Genomic DNA, 15,390 nt, shown 5'->3' on the forward strand with positions numbered 1-15,390 from the left:
CCGCGAGTGGCGAACGGCCGCGCAGGATCTTCGCCTTCAGGCCCGGGCCGTCTGATCGTGTGAGCTTACGCCGTACGAACACGCTTTGCGTTGCGCATCGCTTACCGAATATTTCGCCTGGCAGCGCGGCCGCGTCGGTGTCGACCCCAAGCAAACGCGGCGCAGCCCGTGAGGGTCTGCGCCGCGCATCCTTCCCTGATGCACGCCTTGAATGGCGTGTTGCCTGTCGTGTCGTTTCTGTTCTGTGCCGTCGCCTCGATCGTGCCGCCCGTCGTGCAGCCGCATCGTCGATTCGTCCTGGCGCTAACGCCTGTTTGCTACTTACTTGCCAACCTGATTGCCGATCACGCCACCCACCGCCGCGCCGCCCACGGTGGAAAGCGCATTGCCGCCGATCGCCGCGCCGGCCACGCCGCCCACGCCCGCGCCAATCACCGTATCGCGGTCGCGTCTCGACATGTTGTCGCAAGCGCCAAGACTGCCCAGCACGGCGACGAGTGTCGTCACCGTGAGCAACGTGCGTGCACGTTTGAGCGTATTCATTTTTCGACTCCCCACGCATGATGCGTTCGAGTGAGCGGTGCGGCGCGCGCTGGCACGCACGCTGCGCCTTCGATACCCTCATCCTAGCCACGCCACCCGTATCCGGGTGTGTGCGCTTGTCAGAGAGTTGTGGGAGTCGTTAGTAAATGTTTCGGCGGACGGCGAGCGCCCGCCGGGGCGTGGTCAGCCCTGGGTCAACCCGAAGTCGGCGCTTACTGGCGCTGATAGATCTCGGCGCCCTGCTTGATGAACTCGACCGCCTTCACTTCCATGCCCTTCCTGAGCGCCTCGTCGTCGCTCACGCCTTGCTTCGCGGCGAAGTCGCGTACGTCCTGGGTGATCTTCATCGAGCAGAAGTGCGGGCCGCACATCGAGCAGAAGTGCGCGACCTTGGCCGAGTCCTTGGGCAACGTTTCGTCGTGGAATTCGCGCGCCTTGTCCGGATCGAGGCCGAGGTTGAACTGGTCTTCCCAGCGGAACTCGAAGCGCGCCTTCGACAAGGCGTTGTCGCGCACCTGCGCGCCCGGATGGCCCTTCGCGAGATCGGCCGCATGCGCCGCGAGCTTGTACGTGATGATGCCTTCCTTCACGTCGTCCTTGTTCGGCAGGCCCAGGTGTTCCTTCGGCGTGACGTAGCAGAGCATGGCCGTGCCGAACCAGCCGATCATCGCGGCGCCGATGCCCGAAGTGATGTGGTCGTAGCCCGGCGCGATGTCGGTGGTGAGCGGCCCGAGCGTGTAGAAGGGCGCTTCCTTGCACCAGTCGAGCTGGAGATCCATGTTCTCCTTGATGAGCTGCATCGGCACGTGGCCCGGACCTTCGATCATCACCTGCACGTCGTGCTTCCATGCGATTTGCGTGAGCTCGCCAAGCGTCTTCAGCTCGCCGAGCTGCGCTTCGTCATTGGCGTCGTAGATCGAGCCGGGACGCAGGCCGTCGCCGAGCGAGAAGCTCACGTCGTATGCCTTCATGATTTCGCAGATCTCTTCGAAATGCTCGTAAATGAAGGATTCCTTGTGATGTGCGAGGCACCACTTGGCCATGATCGACCCGCCGCGCGAGACGATGCCCGTCATGCGGTTCGCGGTGAGCGGCACGTATTGCAGGCGCACGCCCGCGTGAATCGTGAAGTAGTCCACGCCTTGCTCGGCCTGCTCGATGAGCGTGTCGCGGAACATTTCCCACGTGAGGTCTTCGGCCTTGCCGTTGACCTTTTCGAGCGCCTGGTAGATCGGCACCGTGCCGATCGGCACCGGCGAGTTGCGGATGATCCACTCGCGTGTTTCGTGAATGTGCTTGCCGGTCGAGAGGTCCATGACCGTGTCGCCGCCCCAGCGGATCGCCCACGTCATCTTGTCGACTTCCTCGCCGATCGACGAGGTGACCGCCGAATTGCCGATATTCGCGTTGATCTTCACGAGGAAGTTGCGGCCGATGATCATCGGCTCGCTTTCCGGGTGGTTGATGTTCGCGGGAATGATCGCGCGGCCGCGCGCGATTTCGTCACGCACGAACTCGGGCGTGATTTCCTTGAGCGCGTTCTCGCCGAAGGCGGCCGCGCCGAACGCCTGGCCCGGATGCTGGCGGCCCATCATCGCGGCGAGCTTCGCGCCGTTCGGGCCGCTGGCCTTGAGGCTTTCCAGATATTCGGCGCGGCGCTGGTTTTCGCGAATCGCGATGTATTCCATCTCCGGCGTGATGATGCCCTGGCGCGCGTAGTGCATCTGCGTGACGTTCTTGCCTGTCTTCGCGCGGCGCGGCGTCCGGTGCAGGCCGGGGAAGCGCAGCTCGGCCGTCGTGGGGTCGGCGGCGCGCTCGCGGCCGTATTCGGAGGAGAGGCCCGGCAGCGCTTCGGTGTCGCCGCGCGCCTCGATCCAGCCCTGACGCAGCGCAGGCAGGCCCGCGCGAATGTCGATCTTCGCTTCAGGGTCGGTGTACGGACCTGAGGTGTCGTAGACATAGATCGGCGGATTCTTCTCGCCGCCGAAGCCCGTGGGCGTATCCGCCTGCGTGATCTCGCGCATCGGCACGCGGATATCGGGCTGCGAACCGGTCACGTAGATCTTGCGGGAATTGGGCAGCGGCGCGATCGCGGCTTCGTCGACGTGCGCGTTGGCGGAAATGAACTTCGGATTCGCGTTCATGCGTCTGTCTCTCCATGCAATGCAAAGTGGGAACGGCGGCTTAGCAGGAGACGAGACGGAACGTGGACGGACTTCGCTGTGTGATGTGAGGCGGTAAGCGATGTAGCGAAGTCCGGACGCTTCCCTGCGCTGGCATTATCCAGATCAGGTTCAAAGGGTATTTCTCACCCGCGAAATACGCTGCACGACTTTCGTTCGATGCGGCGCATGACGCAGGACCCCCGCGTAAGCAAGGCCAAACGATACACCGCGCTGCGACGATCTGGCAAGTGCCATCTCGCGTGCAATGTGCCAGGCGCGGCATGTTGGGTATGCGGAACTTACAGCGTGAAATCCTTCGAGGCTTCCGGCTGAAACAGGATGCGTTCGATCTTCAGGGTCTCGACCGCGCCGCCCGGCGTCGTGAAGCGCACGGCGTTGCCGCGCTTCGCGCCGAGGAGCGCGAGACCCGCGGGCGAGAATACGTTCAGGCGCCCGGCGTCGACGTTCGCCTCGTGCGGATAGACGACGGTGTACGTGAGGGCTTCGCCATTGCGCTGGTCCACGAGTGTGACCTGCGAGTTCATCGTCACGACGTTGGCGGCCATGTCGCGCGGCTCCACGATCACGGCGTGGTCGAGCAGTTCATCGAGCATGGCCTGGCGTTCGGGCGCCGCGCCGGGTTCCGCGGCGCATTTTTCGAGACGGGCAACGTCGAGTTCGGTGAAGTAGCGGATTTTCTTCGACATGGCGGGAGCGGCGAGTATGAAATCCAGTTGATGAAAGTAAAACGAAAGGTTATGTCATGCTAGCATGAACTCGCCAGCGCCACGCGACGCGGCCACTGCCCGTCGCCAGGGTGCGCGACCGGCCGTGCTGGCTGGCGTCGCCCGCGCTGTGACGCGCACGCAACGAATCGCTGCGCATAAAGCATCCTGAAAGCATCCGCAACGGTCGGCGTTGTTGCATAATGCGGTTCGCCCGTCCCGGGTGTCCTTCGTACTCCGTCTTTTTTCGCGTTCTTGCGCATCTGCACCATGCCGTCGAGCTTCACCCGTCCCGCCGTCTTGCCGCCGGGGCGCCCGCGGTCCTGCCTTTCATACGCCGCGGTGAAATGACGATGCCGCCTCGTTTGCCTTCCCGCGTGAGCACGCAATCTTTTCTCACTGGCGCCCGGCAGGCCGCAGCCGCGCTTTGGCGTGTCGCGCGCGCCGTGCGACTGCCGCAATCGCGCACCGGGCGCGTCGCGCTTTCACTCGCCGTCGTCTACTTCGTCTGGGGCTCGACGTATCTCGGCGTGAAGGTCGCGCTCGATTCGTTCCCGCCGCTGCTGCTTTCCGGCTTGCGCAATCTGCTCGCCGGGATTGGCCTGTTCGTCTTCGCCATGCGCCGGCGGCCCGCCATGCCTACGCTCCTCCAGGTGCGCAATGCGGGCGTGGTGGGCACGCTGCTCGTGGGCCTGTCGAGCGGCATGCTCGCCTACGGCATGCGTACCGTGGGCACCGGCAAGGCGGCCGTGATGGTCGCCACCGTGCCGCTGTTCGCGACCGTGATCTCGGCGGTCAGCGGGCGGCGCGTGGCGCGGGCCGAATGGGCCGCAGTCGCGCTCGGCCTCGTTGGCATCGCCATCCTGAGCCATGGCGGGGCCGCGTCCGGCTCGGCGGGCGGCAGCCTCGCGATTCTGTGCGGCGCGTTCTTCTGGGCAATCGGCGCGCATCTGGCGGGCAAGCTCGCGTTGCCGACCGATCTCTTCATCGCGACGGCGCTGCAGATCGGCCTCGGCGGCGCCATCTCGACCGCGCTCGCGTGGATCAGCGGAGAACGCATGGGCGAGCTGCATTTCCTGCCGCTGCTGGCGTTTGTCTACCTGCTTTTCATCGGCACGATGGCGGCCTATGTCGCCTACGGCTACCTGATCCGCCATACCAGCCCGCTCCTTGCGAGCAGCTGCATGTATGTGAATCCCGTTGTTGCCGTCGCGCTCGGCGCGCTGCTGCTCGGCGAGCCGGTTACGAGCGCGACCGTTGTCGCGACCGTGCTGATTCTCGGCAGCGTGGGTTTGTCGTTCCTGTTCGACGACCGACGCCGCACTTCCTGAGCTCGTCCCGACTTCGCGAAGCACCTCGCATCGTCGCGCCGCGTGGCGCGCGCGGCCGCTGCGCATGTGACGTGCGCAACGGCCGCGTCTTCATCGTTTACCGGTGATCGATGCGGGCAGCCACTTGCGGGCTACCCGCACGCGTTAGCCCGCATTCCGGTGCCTTTACCGTCTGCCAGACACTATTTCGCCTTTTCCGCTGAGTTCGTGAGGGCGTGGCCGCCTGCGGAAACGTCCTCGCCGGCACCCGCCATCGTATTGCACGCCGAGAGCGCTGCCAGCGAAGCGGTAACGAGAAAGAGGGCAATCAGGCGTTTCATGAGGAAGTCCTCCACGGTGACAGGGAGACGACTCATCAGCATGTTGCGTGCCCGGTCGTTTGTGCCGCCAGGTGCCGGCGTGGGCGCGGGCGCCGGGTCCACTGCTTGCGCCAGTGCCGATGCAGCGCGACATGGCGCAGCACTTCCGCCCTAAAAAAGCATGTTCGAAGGAGAGTCAGATGTCGAAGACACACGCTTCGTTTGAGTTCGATCTCAAGCGCGTGCGCGATGAGGCGCGCCGCAATCTCGACCACGGGCCGGTCACGCCGGACTACCCCGCGAATCGCCAGACCGTGCTCAAGCTGCTCAACGATTCGCTCGCCACGGAACTCGTGTGCGTGCTGCGCTACAAGCGGCACCATTACATGGCGAAGGGCATCGAGTCCGAGTCGGTGGCGGCCGAGTTTCTCCAGCACGCGGCCGAGGAACAGCAGCACGCCGACATGCTGGCGGCCCGCATCGTGCAGCTGGGCGGCGAGCCCGACTTCTCGCCGGCGACGCTGTTAGAGCGCTCGCACTCGGAATACAAGGAGGGGGCGGACCTGAAGGACATGATCCGCGAGAATCTGATCGCGGAGCGCATCGCGATCGAAAGCTATCGCGCGATCATCAATTATCTCGGCCACGACGACACCACTACCCGACGCATCTTCGAGCAGATCCTCGCGACGGAGGAGGAGCATGCCGACGATATGACGGACTTGCTCTATACGCGCAAGTAGCGCCTGCCGCCAGCGCTCAGGAAGAAGTCTGCGCGCCCGTGCCCATGCGCGGGCGCGTTGCATGGTGAATCCAGCCGGCGAGCGCCGTGAACGCGATGCCCGCCGCGCACACGCCGATCCAGCCGAATGCGTGCCAGGCGGTCGCGCCCACGGCAGAACCGGTTGCGCCGCCAATGAAGTAGCAGACCATGTACACCGTATTCACGCGGCTGCGCGCCTCGGGGCGCAGCGCGTAGATACGCGACTGATTCGAGATCTGCGCGGCCTGCACGCCCACGTCGAGCACGATCACGCCGATCACGAGGCCGATCAGGCTCTTGCCCGATAACGCGAAGATGACGAACGCGAGCGCCATCAGCACGATCGACATCGTGATGACCGCGCGCGGCCCGCGCTTGTCGGCGGAGCGCCCCGCCATCGGCGCGGCCAGCGCGCCCGCCGCGCCGACGATGCCGAACAGGCCCGCCGCCTGCGGCCCGAGATGGAACGGCTCGCCCGCGAGCAGCAGCGTGAGCACCGGCCAGAAAAGGCTGAACGCGGCGAAGAGGCAAGCGCCCGTCGCCGACGCTTCCCGCAGTCCGGGCAGTTCCACCACGAGATGCCACATCGAGGCGAGCAGCTTGCCGTAGCCGAGCTCCGAGGTCGGCTGGCTCTTCGGCAGCTTCTTTATGATGACGAGCGCGAGCACGAGCAGCGCGACGATCGACGCCCCGAATACGGCGCGCCAGCCGAAGTACTGGCCGACGAATCCGGCTGCCGTGCGCGCGAGCAGGATGCCGAGCAAGAGGCCGCTCATGACCGTGCCCACAGCGTGGCCGCGTGCCTCGGGCGGCGCGAGTTCCGCGGAAAACGGCACGGCCTGCTGCGCGATGGTGGCGAGGATGCCGATCGCGAGGCTCGCGCCGACCAGCACGGCAAGCGATGGCGCGGTGGCCGCGACGAGCAGCGCGACGCACAGGCCGGCGGTTTGCAGCAGGATGATGCGGCGGCGGTCGTAGCGGTCGCCGAGCGGCGCGAGCAGCAGCATGCCGGCTGCGTAGCCGAGCTGGGTGCCGGCCGGCACGGCGCCGATCCACGCGGCGCCCGCCGGGAAACTCTGGCGGAAATCGTCGAGCAGCGGCTGGTTGAAATAGATATTCGCGACCGTGATGCCCGCGATAGTCGCGAGCAGGAGCAACAGGCCGCGCAGCGACTGGCTTGCGCCAGCGGTTGCGGAATCAGGTGTGGACATGTGCGGATGCGGGCGGCGCCCGGCGATACGGAAGGCAGGCTTCGAGCGTGCCGATCATACCGGAGCGCGCGCAATCGCGCTGGCGGCGCTCAAGCGCGCCGCCAGTTGCGCACTCAGGCGCGCACTCAGGCGATCAGCTCGCCCGAGGGCTCGTGGAACGGATACGGGCCGTCGAATGTGTCCACGTAGCCGTGATGCGTGACGATCCCGCCCTGCGCATCGTAGCGATGCAGGGCGAAGGCGGGCGGCTCGAGCGTGAAGGTGGAGGGCGCATCGGGCGCGAGGTCGAGCGTGACCTGGTGGGCCGGTGCGGGCACGGCCGCAGCGATCGTGCCGCCGAAGCGCACAAACATGGGCCGGTGCACGTGGCCGCACAGCACGCGCTCGACGTTGGGATGCCGCGCCACGAGCGTTTCGAACGCCTGCGCGGCGCTGTCGTCGAGCCGGATCGCATCCATATGGCCGATCCCGCAGTCGAATGGCGGATGATGGAGTGCGACAATCGCGGGCTTGCCGCGCGCCGCGTCGAGCTGCTGCGCGAGCCACGCGAGGCGCTCGGCGCAGAGTGTGCCCGCGCTTTGCCCCGGCTGCATGGAGTCGAGCGCGATCACGCGCAGCGGCCCGAGGTCCACCGCGTACTGGATGAACGCGCCGCCTTCGCGCAGTTCGGGCCGATCGGCGAACACTTCGCGCAGCGGCTCGCGCGCGTCGTGGTTGCCGATCAGGAGCCAGTACGGAATCTCGAGCGTGTCGAGCAGCGTCTTCAGGTGCCGGTATTCCTCGACCGAGCCCTGGTCGACGAGATCGCCGGTCATGAGGACAGCGTCGGGGCGCGGCGTGAGCGCGTTCAGGCGCGCGATGGTGCGTGCGAGGCTCGCGGCCGTGTCGACGCGGCGATAGGCGAGCGCGCCCGGTGGCTTGATGTGCAGGTCGCTGATCTGTGCGAGCAGCATGGTCGTCCTCATTTGTCAGAATTATGCGAGTGCAATGAGCGCTTCAGGGGCGATCGAAATACCGACCGGCGTGCCGCGCGCCAGCTCCACACGGCCCGCCACGTCGACGAGCAGGGCATCGGGCGCCGCGCCGCCGATCGTGAGCCGCGTGCGCTCGCCGAGAAAGGTCGCCTGCTCGATCACGCCGCGTAGTTGCGCGCCGACCGGGTCGGCGAGCGTGGCGTCTTCGGGCCGGAAATACAGCTCGGCGGCGCCTCTGGCCTGGGACGCGCCGGCCGGCACGGCGCCGCCGCTCGTGCGCAGCATTCCCCCGTGCCATTCTCCGGCGATCCGGTTGAGCGTGCCGACGAACTGCGCGACCGCACGGCTCGCCGGCTGGAAATAGATCTCGCGCGGCGTGCCGATCTGCTCGATGCGGCCCGCGCTCATCACGACGATGCGATCGCCCAGTTCCATCGCCTCGGCCTGATCGTGCGTGACGTAGACCGTCGTCACGCCCAGCTCGCGCAACAGCATGTTCATCTCGCTGCGCAAGGTGTCGCGCAGGCGCGCATCGAGCGCGGTGAGCGGTTCGTCCAGCAGCAGTACGCGCGGGCGCGGCGCGAGCGCGCGGGCGAGCGCCACGCGCTGGCGCTGGCCGCCCGAAAGCTGGCTGATGGGCTTGGCCGCGTGCGCTTCGAGGCGCATCATCGCGAGCAGTTCGTCGACGCGTGTGCGCGCGTCGGCGGCGGGAACGCGCTGGATCTTCAGGCCATAGCCGATGTTGCCGCGCACGTCGAGGTTCGGAAAGAGCGCGTAGTTCTGGAACACCATGCCGACCTTGCGCCGCTCGATGGGCAGCGCGGTCACGTCCTCGTCGCCGAAGGCGACGCGGCCCCCGGCGTCGGGCGTCTCCAGACCCGCGATCATGCGCAGCGTGGTGGTCTTGCCGCAACCCGATGGGCCGAGCAGCACGAGCGTCTCGCCCGCGCCGATGGCGAGGTCGAGCGGTTCGAGCACGCGCGTGCCGCGAAACGTCTTTGCACAGCGCGTGAGCGTAATCGGGATCGGTTCGAGTTTCATTCGGAATCCTTGTCGTTCTTTTGCTGGCCTGCGAGTCGCTGCTTGCCAGACGGCTTCCCTGAGGAGCCGGGTACGTCCACGCCGAGCCATTGCATCGCCACGAGGAGCGGCATCGTCATGAGGAAGAAGAGGATCGTGTAGGCGCTGCCCACTTCGATGCGCAGCGACGCGTAGGTGTCCGCGAGGCCGACCGGCAGCGTTTTGGTGTCGGGCGTATGCAGCATCCACGTGAGGTTGAATTCGCCGATCGAAAGCGTGAGCACCGCGAGCGCGCCCGCCACGATGCCGGGCCGCGCATTGGGCAGCACGATGGTCGTGAAGCGCTGCCAGAAGCTCGCGCCGAGGCTCGCGGCGCCTTCTTCGAGCATGCGCAGGTCCGCCGACGCGCATACGGCCGCCACGGGCCGCACCATGAACGGCAACGTGAACACCACATGGCCGACCACGATGAACGCCGCGCTCATGCGAAAGGCGCTGAAGCCGCCGTACACCACGAGCAGGGCGAGTGCCGAAGCGAGGCCGGGCAGGGCCACGGGCAGCACGAGCAATTCCTCGATCAGGCGCGAGAGGCGCGTGCGGCTGCGCGCGAGCGCATAACCCGCGGGCACGCCGGCCACGAGCGTGATGCAGAGCGTGGCGGCCGCCACTTCGAGCGAGAGGAAAACGCTAGCGTGATACTGCGCCCAGACCTGGTCGAGCCAACGCAGCGTAAGGCCGCTCGCGACGCCGCGAAAATAGTTGACAGTCAGGCCCGCGAGGATCGACATCATCACGGGCACGATGAGGAACGCGCAGGTGGCGAGCGTGACGAGCCATTGCGCGCACGCAATCCACGCGCGGGCCGAGGGCAGCGCCAGGCGCCGCCGCGCGGCGGGCGGCTGGCCGGGCGCTTCGTGCATGTCTTGCGCAGCCGTTGCGGCGGGATTGACGACGGAATTCATTCTGGAGTCCTCGAAAGCCACAGCCTGCTCATGCGGTGGCCGCGACGGCCGCGCCCGTCACGCTGCGCGCGAGCGTGAGCACCGCCCAGGTAACGAGGCCGAGCACGATCGACAGGCCCGCTGCCGTGACCATGTTCGCGTTGAGCGTGAACTCGGTATAGATCGTCATCGGCAGGACGTCGATGTCGGTGGCGAGCGTGAACGCCGTGCCGAATGCGCCCATCGCGGTCGCGAAGCAGATTGCCCCCGCGGCGACGAGGCCGGGCGCGAGCGCGGGCAGGATCACGTCGCACAGCACGCGCCACGACGACGCGCCTAGCGATCGCGCCGCCTCTTCGAGCGAGCCGTCGAGCTGGCTGGCGCAGGCCATCACGGTCACGATCACGCGCGGAATCGAAAAGTACAGGTAGCCCGCGAAGAGTCCCGCCATCGAGTACGCGAACACCCAGCGCTCGCCGGTGAGCCGCAGCGACAGTGCGCCGACGAGCCCCTGCCGGCCGGCGAGCATGATCACCATGAAGCCGACCACCACGCCCGGAAACGCCAGCGGAAACGTGAGCAACGCGACGAGCGCGCGGCGCCCGGCGAAGGTGCGCCGCGCGAGCAGAAGGCCGCAGATCGTGGAGATCACGAGCGTCGCCGCGGTCACGGCGGCCGAGAGCGCGATGGTCGCGCCGAGGCTCCTCATGTAGCGGCCATTCGTCAGCAGTGCGCGATACGTCTCGACGAAATGCCCGTCGGCGCTCACCTGCACGAGCGCGATCATCGGCAGCAGCCAGAAGGCGAGGAACACCGCGAGCGCGGGCGCGATGAGCGCCAGACGCCAGCGCAGCGGAAAAGTGAGGTCATGCATGGCAGTGATCGGCTGGGATATCAGTGCATGATCTGCAGATAGCGCTCGCCGAACGCCTGCTGCTGCGCCGCCATCTTCGCGAAGTCCACGGGTTTTGCGCGCGCATAGTCGCTCGCGGGCAGGAACTTCGACGCCGCTTCCGGCGAGAGCGCGCTTGTGCGCACCGGGCGCAGGTAGGCATTGGCCCAGAGCTTCTGGCCTTCGTCGGAGAGCACGAAGTCGAGCACCTTCTTGCCGTTCGCTTCGTGCGGGCCGTTCTTTACGAGACTCATCACGTAGGGGACCGAAATCGTGCCTTCCTTCGGGATCACGAACTCGACGTTCGCGTGGTCCTTGTATTTGGCGCGGTAGGCGTCGAAGTCGTAGTCGAGCAGGATCGGAATTTCACCCGAAAGCACGCGCGCGTAGGCGGTCTGCTTCGGCACGATCGGCTGGTTGGCCTTGAGCTTGCCGAACCATTCGAACGCGGGCTGGAAGTTCTCGAGCGTGCCGCCCAACGCGAGATTCACGGCCACCGCGCCCGCATAACCCACAAAGGCGCTCGAGGGATCGAGGTAGCCGACCATGCCCTTGTATTCGGGCTTGAGGAGATCGGCCCACGAACGCGGCACCGGCTTGCCTTCGAGCGCGTCCTTGTTGACGAAGAAGCCGAGCGTGCCCGAATGGATGGCGAACCAATAGCCTTGCGGGTCCTTGAGGTCGGCGGGAATGTCGTTCCAGTGCGCGGGCTTGTACGGCGTGATCACGCCCTTGTCCTTCGCCTGGAACGCCGAAGACACGCCGAGGTAGACGACGTCGGCGACCGGGCTCTTCTGCTCGGCCATCAGTTGTGCGATGGATTGGCCGGAGTTCTTGTTGTCGAACGGCACGCGAATGCCGGTCTCTTTCTGGATCGCCTGGATCTGGCTCGCCCAGTCGGCCCATTCGGGCGGGCAGTTGTAGCAGATCGCAGTTTGATCGGCCTGTGCCGCGAGCGGCGCGGCAAGACCGGCGACGAGGGCGGCGGCGCCCGCGGCGAGCGGCAGCGCATGGGAGAGGCGGGGCAGGCGGGTCAGGCGCCGCACGGGCGCGGCTAGCGCACGCAGGGCGGCGCGCACGGGCGCAAGCGAAAGCGGGCCGGCAAAGTCGGGTCGGCTGGTCACGGCAGGTCTCCAGGTCGGTTGCGAGAGGGTTCGGGTGGATGAGGGCCGCGTGCTTGCACGGCCCGGTTTGTTTGGCTGGTTTGGCTGGTTCGGTTTGTTCTTCGGACGCGCCGCTGACTCACGAGAGCGCGCCGCCGATTTCGAAGTCGCGATCGATCGCGCTCCGACGCGCGCCGAGCGGCGCGTGCGCGATCGCCGCGATGGTGCCGCCCGTGCGCAGCGTGTGCGGCAGCGTATTGGCGAGCGGCCCCGCGTACTGGCCGCCGATGCGCGCCATCAGGCATTGCCACGCTTCGCGGCCGATGTCGCGGTTCGGCGTGCCGATGCTTGCGAGCGGCGGCGCGAGCAGTTCGCTCATCGCGAGGCCGTCGAAGCCGAGAATCGACATGTCCTGCGGCACGCGCAGGCGGGCGCGGCGCAGTCCGCGCATCACGACCATGGCCAGCAGGTCGTTGCTGCAGAAGAGGGCCGTGGGGCGCGCGGGTCCGCTCGTCAGATGCGCGAGCACCGAGGGCGCAAGTTCTTGCGCGTTGAAATCGACTTCGAGAGCCGGTGCCGGCGTGAGGCCGGCCTGCTGCATCGCAAGGGCGTAGCCGGCATGGCGCTGGCGCGCGCGGTCGGAGGCTGCCAGCGTGCCGGCCAGCATGAGGATGCGGCGATGGCCGTGCGCGATGAGCATGCGCACGCCGTCGCAGGCGGCCTGATGGTTGTCCACCGAGACCGAAGGGCGGCGCTTCGTGTCGTTGTGCATCAGCACGTAGAGCGGGCCGTTGGCGTCGAGCTCGTCGAGCAGGGGGTGCGTGTCGGCGTCGGCGACGGTCAGGATCAGGCCCTCGACACGTTGCGCGCGCAAGGTCTCGATCGCATGACGCTCGCGATCGGCGTCGTACTGCGTGGTCATCAGCATGAGGCGAAAACCCTGCGTGGCGGCAAGTTCGTCAATGCCCTGCAGGCACTCCGCGAACACCGGATTGGCGAGCGTGGGCAGCACCACGCCGATGAGGCGCGTGCGCTCGCCGCGCAACTGGCGGCCGAGCGGGTTCGGGCGGAATTTCAGCGCGTCGATCGCTTCGCGCACCCTCGCGAGCGTGACGGGGTTGACGGTGTGAGGCGCATTGATCGCGCGCGACACCGTGGCGATCGAGAATCCGGCGTGTGCGGCGACATCCTTGATGGTTGGCGTCATGCGAGCGGCCCCGGCGGCGTTGTAAACGTTTTCGATGGGGCCGATTATGAAAAACGCGTATGACCGGCAGATGACGGATGCGGTACCCCGTCGCGCCTTTGGGACGCACGCCGCGCAATGGTAGAATCGCGTCCGCCCTGCCGGGGTGATGAAATTGGTAAACATAGCGGACTTAAGAAACGATTGAGTGCCCGACCGGAAACGGCCGGTGCAGAACCCCTCAAATTCGGCGAACCCCCTGGGGCCTTGAAGCGCGTTGCGCGTGAGGCGCCGAGGCAACGCCGAGCCAAGCCGGCTGCCGCGCGAAGCGGCGGTGAGGAAGGTGTAGAGACTAGACGGGGGGCGCCTAAGGCCAGGCGCGGCGTGAGATACGCGGCGCTTCGCGACGGCGAAGGCATAGTCCAGCGCACGAACGCGCGTCCATGCCAGGACGCGTGGCGTCGAAAGACGTGGTGTGACGAAAATCCGCCGCCTAACGGCTTGCCGGTTCGAGTCCGGTCCCCGGCACCAGGACAATTTCTCGCGCTATCACTCATTTCGCCTCTTTCTCCCGTCTGACGGGCGTTTGGGGCGATTCGAGTGTCCCTCCAAGTGCTACATTTTCCCCCTTCTCGCCGCTTATTTAAACTACCATCTACGAAAAATCTCCCAAATTTTTACGAAGGGGCGAAGATGGCGTCGTTTAAGAAAGATGGTGACGTCTGGCGCGTGCAGATCGCGCGCCGTGGCGTCCGGATGTCCGGGACCTTTCCCACGAAAAAAGCTGCAGAGGCGTGGGCGGTTGAGCGCGAAAACGAGATTTTGAAGGGGACATATACTGGTGCGGGTACGCGAACGGTCGCCGACCTGTTCGACGAGTACGCCCGGCGGGTCTCCGACGGCAAACCTGGCGCCCAATGGGAGCGGACCAGGTTCAAGGCGTTCAGGCGAGATTTCCCGGAGTTGGCTGGCAAGCTGCTGACCGAAGTGACTAGCCACGATTGGGGCGTCTGGCGCGACACCCGACTGACGGGCACGGACAAGATTCGAAAGATCAGTGCAGGCTCGGTGATTCGAGAGGTCAACCTGTACTCGGCGGCGTTTCAGACGGCAGCCCGCGAGTGGAAGTGGTTGCAGGCGAGCCCGCTGACGGACATGAAGCGTCCGAAGGAGCCCAAGGCGCGTGATAGGCGCCTCTCTGCTGACGAGGAGGGGCGCCTGATGTTTGCCCTCGGGTACGAGCCGGGGAAGGCGCCAGAAACTATTTCCGCACGCGTGGCGTTGATCGTTCAGTTCGCGATCGAGACGGCGGCCCGTGCCAGCGAGATTACTTGCCTGACGTGGGACCGCGTCCACGAGAAACACTTCCATTTGGATAAGACGAAGACCGGCGTGGCCCGCGACGTGCCCATGTCGTTGCGGGCCCGCGAGATCATCGAGGAGGTTCGGTCCGTGACCGGATCGCTGCCGACAGTGTTCGAAGTGCCATCGCCATCGCTCGATGCTCTATTCCGTAAGGCGAAGACGCGATGTGGGATAGCCGATCTTCATTTTCACGATACGAGGCATGAGGCCATCACGAGGCTCGCGAAGAAGATCGACGTGCTGGATCTCGCGCGAATGGTCGGACACCGCGACCTGCGCATGCTGCAGATTTACTACAACGAGCACGCGAGCGATATGGCCGACCGTCTCGGCTAGTGCGGCTTGCGGTCCTTGTGCGACATTGTCCAGTCGATCACTTCCTGGGCGCACCACAACGGTTGCATCTTCTGGCCGGCCGCATTCGGGAGCCTGATCGCGGCCGGAAAGCTGGGCGTGCATACAACGCGCTCGCGCACCACTGACTCGCTGCGATGCAGATAGCTCGCGATCATCGCGACGTCCCACATTGCAACCTCGATCGGAATGATCGGCTTTGAGAGTGCGGCGATTTTATCGATCAATGTTCCGACGAGCGCTCCAAGTTCCGCGGAGTCGTCGCCGTCGTCTCCCGACCTCGTCGGTTTGCGCGTCGTGCTTCGCGTGCGCGGTGCGCGCGGGGCGGGTGACGACAATCCGCCGCCGCCCATTGGCTGCGCGATAGCGTCTTGGCGGGCATCAAGCGCGCGCAGGCATACGTGCGCCCAACGGTCGTATGCGCGGCTGCTGCGAGCGCTCCTGGGACTGCCGGTGAGAATGTATTCGAGGTCGAAGAAGGGAAGCATGCGTGTCCTGGCTGAAGGTGTTAACGACAG

The 15,390-nt window shown here is 66.2% G+C and carries 15 protein-coding genes and 1 riboswitch; of the genes, 3 read left to right on the forward strand and 12 right to left on the reverse strand.

Going from position 1 to position 15,390, the window contains the following annotated elements:
- Nucleotides 1-321: 321 nt before the first annotated feature.
- From BHE01S_RS13300 to BHE01S_RS13310, 3 genes are all read right to left on the reverse strand, one after another.
- Entirely contained in the window at nucleotides 322-543 is a 222-nt protein-coding gene (locus BHE01S_RS13300; RefSeq protein WP_042264685.1) for a glycine zipper 2TM domain-containing protein, read from the reverse strand.
- Between the two features lie 212 nt (nucleotides 544-755).
- Nucleotides 756-2,687, reverse strand: coding sequence for a phosphomethylpyrimidine synthase ThiC (gene thiC, locus BHE01S_RS13305; protein WP_042264686.1), 1,932 nt, complete (start codon nucleotides 2,685-2,687; stop codon nucleotides 756-758).
- Between the two features lie 103 nt (nucleotides 2,688-2,790).
- Nucleotides 2,791-2,920: riboswitch (TPP riboswitch) on the reverse strand.
- 87 nt (nucleotides 2,921-3,007) lie between these two features.
- Nucleotides 3,008-3,415, reverse strand: a complete 408-nt coding sequence (locus BHE01S_RS13310; RefSeq protein WP_042264688.1) for a GreA/GreB family elongation factor — start codon at nucleotides 3,413-3,415, stop codon at nucleotides 3,008-3,010.
- Nucleotides 3,416-3,879: 464 nt separating this feature from the next.
- Between BHE01S_RS13310 and BHE01S_RS13315 the strand changes: the two genes are divergently transcribed.
- Nucleotides 3,880-4,764: an EamA family transporter gene (locus BHE01S_RS13315; protein ID WP_042264961.1), complete on the forward strand. Its 885-nt coding sequence runs from the start codon at nucleotides 3,880-3,882 to the stop codon at nucleotides 4,762-4,764.
- 182 nt (nucleotides 4,765-4,946) lie between these two features.
- Here BHE01S_RS13315 and BHE01S_RS13320 read toward each other — a convergent pair whose 3' ends face one another.
- On the reverse strand, nucleotides 4,947-5,084 hold the full coding sequence (locus BHE01S_RS13320) for an entericidin A/B family lipoprotein (protein ID WP_042264962.1): 138 nt from the start codon (nucleotides 5,082-5,084) through the stop codon (nucleotides 4,947-4,949).
- A 179-nt stretch (nucleotides 5,085-5,263) separates the two neighbouring features.
- Between BHE01S_RS13320 and BHE01S_RS13325 the strand changes: the two genes are divergently transcribed.
- Nucleotides 5,264-5,806 carry a ferritin-like domain-containing protein gene (locus tag BHE01S_RS13325; RefSeq protein WP_042264690.1) on the forward strand — a complete coding sequence of 181 codons (543 nt, stop codon included), beginning with the start codon at nucleotides 5,264-5,266 and terminating at the stop codon, nucleotides 5,804-5,806.
- Nucleotides 5,807-5,822: 16 nt separating this feature from the next.
- Here BHE01S_RS13325 and BHE01S_RS13330 read toward each other — a convergent pair whose 3' ends face one another.
- The 7 genes from BHE01S_RS13330 to BHE01S_RS13360 form a co-directional block, all read right to left on the reverse strand.
- Nucleotides 5,823-7,037, reverse strand: coding sequence for an MFS transporter (locus BHE01S_RS13330; protein ID WP_042264692.1), 1,215 nt, complete (start codon nucleotides 7,035-7,037; stop codon nucleotides 5,823-5,825).
- Nucleotides 7,038-7,162: 125 nt separating this feature from the next.
- A complete protein-coding gene (locus BHE01S_RS13335) occupies nucleotides 7,163-7,990 on the reverse strand; it encodes a phosphodiesterase (RefSeq protein ID WP_042264694.1) in 828 nt (275 codons plus the stop codon).
- A gap of 21 nt (nucleotides 7,991-8,011) precedes the next feature.
- Nucleotides 8,012-9,052 carry an ABC transporter ATP-binding protein gene (locus BHE01S_RS13340; RefSeq protein ID WP_042264696.1) on the reverse strand — a complete coding sequence of 347 codons (1,041 nt, stop codon included), beginning with the start codon at nucleotides 9,050-9,052 and terminating at the stop codon, nucleotides 8,012-8,014.
- Nucleotides 9,049-9,993, reverse strand: a complete 945-nt coding sequence (locus BHE01S_RS13345; RefSeq protein ID WP_084068829.1) for an ABC transporter permease — start codon at nucleotides 9,991-9,993, stop codon at nucleotides 9,049-9,051. The genes BHE01S_RS13340 and BHE01S_RS13345 overlap by 4 nt, the downstream gene beginning before the upstream one ends.
- A gap of 28 nt (nucleotides 9,994-10,021) precedes the next feature.
- Nucleotides 10,022-10,846: an ABC transporter permease gene (locus BHE01S_RS13350; RefSeq protein ID WP_042264698.1), complete on the reverse strand. Its 825-nt coding sequence runs from the start codon at nucleotides 10,844-10,846 to the stop codon at nucleotides 10,022-10,024.
- A gap of 20 nt (nucleotides 10,847-10,866) precedes the next feature.
- Complete coding sequence (locus BHE01S_RS13355; protein ID WP_407669516.1) at nucleotides 10,867-11,901, reverse strand: ABC transporter substrate-binding protein; 1,035 nt, start codon at nucleotides 11,899-11,901, stop codon at nucleotides 10,867-10,869.
- Nucleotides 11,902-12,106: 205 nt separating this feature from the next.
- The gene (locus BHE01S_RS13360) at nucleotides 12,107-13,174 is read right to left on the reverse strand and encodes a LacI family DNA-binding transcriptional regulator (RefSeq protein WP_042264700.1); all 1,068 of its coding nucleotides are present in this window, start codon (nucleotides 13,172-13,174) and stop codon (nucleotides 12,107-12,109) included.
- Between the two features lie 672 nt (nucleotides 13,175-13,846).
- Here BHE01S_RS13360 and BHE01S_RS13365 point away from each other — a divergent pair.
- Entirely contained in the window at nucleotides 13,847-14,854 is a 1,008-nt protein-coding gene (locus tag BHE01S_RS13365; protein ID WP_042264702.1) for an integrase, read from the forward strand.
- Here the strand turns inward: BHE01S_RS13365 and BHE01S_RS13370 are convergent.
- Nucleotides 14,851-15,225, reverse strand: a complete 375-nt coding sequence (locus BHE01S_RS13370) for a hypothetical protein (RefSeq protein WP_245639739.1) — start codon at nucleotides 15,223-15,225, stop codon at nucleotides 14,851-14,853. The genes BHE01S_RS13365 and BHE01S_RS13370 overlap by 4 nt on opposite strands.
- Nucleotides 15,226-15,390 lie beyond the last annotated feature (165 nt).

Source organism: Paraburkholderia heleia NBRC 101817 (assembly GCF_000739775.1).
GTDB classification, from domain to species: Bacteria; Pseudomonadota; Gammaproteobacteria; order Burkholderiales; family Burkholderiaceae; genus Paraburkholderia; species Paraburkholderia heleia.

Excerpts from the sequence above, each read along its gene's own strand:
- BHE01S_RS13300 (WP_042264685.1), bottom strand. The coding sequence starts at position 543 with ATGAATACGCTCAAACGTGCACGCACGTTGCTCACGGTGACGACACTC.
- thiC (WP_042264686.1), bottom strand. The coding sequence starts at position 2,687 with ATGAACGCGAATCCGAAGTTCATTTCCGCCAACGCGCACGTCGACGAA.
- BHE01S_RS13310 (WP_042264688.1), bottom strand. The coding sequence starts at position 3,415 with ATGTCGAAGAAAATCCGCTACTTCACCGAACTCGACGTTGCCCGTCTC.
- BHE01S_RS13320 (WP_042264962.1), bottom strand. The coding sequence starts at position 5,084 with ATGAAACGCCTGATTGCCCTCTTTCTCGTTACCGCTTCGCTGGCAGCG.
- BHE01S_RS13325 (WP_042264690.1), top strand. The coding sequence starts at position 5,264 with ATGTCGAAGACACACGCTTCGTTTGAGTTCGATCTCAAGCGCGTGCGC.
- BHE01S_RS13330 (WP_042264692.1), bottom strand. The coding sequence starts at position 7,037 with ATGTCCACACCTGATTCCGCAACCGCTGGCGCAAGCCAGTCGCTGCGC.
- BHE01S_RS13335 (WP_042264694.1), bottom strand. The coding sequence starts at position 7,990 with ATGCTGCTCGCACAGATCAGCGACCTGCACATCAAGCCACCGGGCGCG.
- BHE01S_RS13340 (WP_042264696.1), bottom strand. The coding sequence starts at position 9,052 with ATGAAACTCGAACCGATCCCGATTACGCTCACGCGCTGTGCAAAGACG.
- BHE01S_RS13345 (WP_084068829.1), bottom strand. The coding sequence starts at position 9,993 with ATGAATTCCGTCGTCAATCCCGCCGCAACGGCTGCGCAAGACATGCAC.
- BHE01S_RS13350 (WP_042264698.1), bottom strand. The coding sequence starts at position 10,846 with ATGCATGACCTCACTTTTCCGCTGCGCTGGCGTCTGGCGCTCATCGCG.
- BHE01S_RS13360 (WP_042264700.1), bottom strand. The coding sequence starts at position 13,174 with ATGACGCCAACCATCAAGGATGTCGCCGCACACGCCGGATTCTCGATC.
- BHE01S_RS13365 (WP_042264702.1), top strand. The coding sequence starts at position 13,847 with ATGGCGTCGTTTAAGAAAGATGGTGACGTCTGGCGCGTGCAGATCGCG.
- BHE01S_RS13370 (WP_245639739.1), bottom strand. The coding sequence starts at position 15,225 with ATGGGCGGCGGCGGATTGTCGTCACCCGCCCCGCGCGCACCGCGCACG.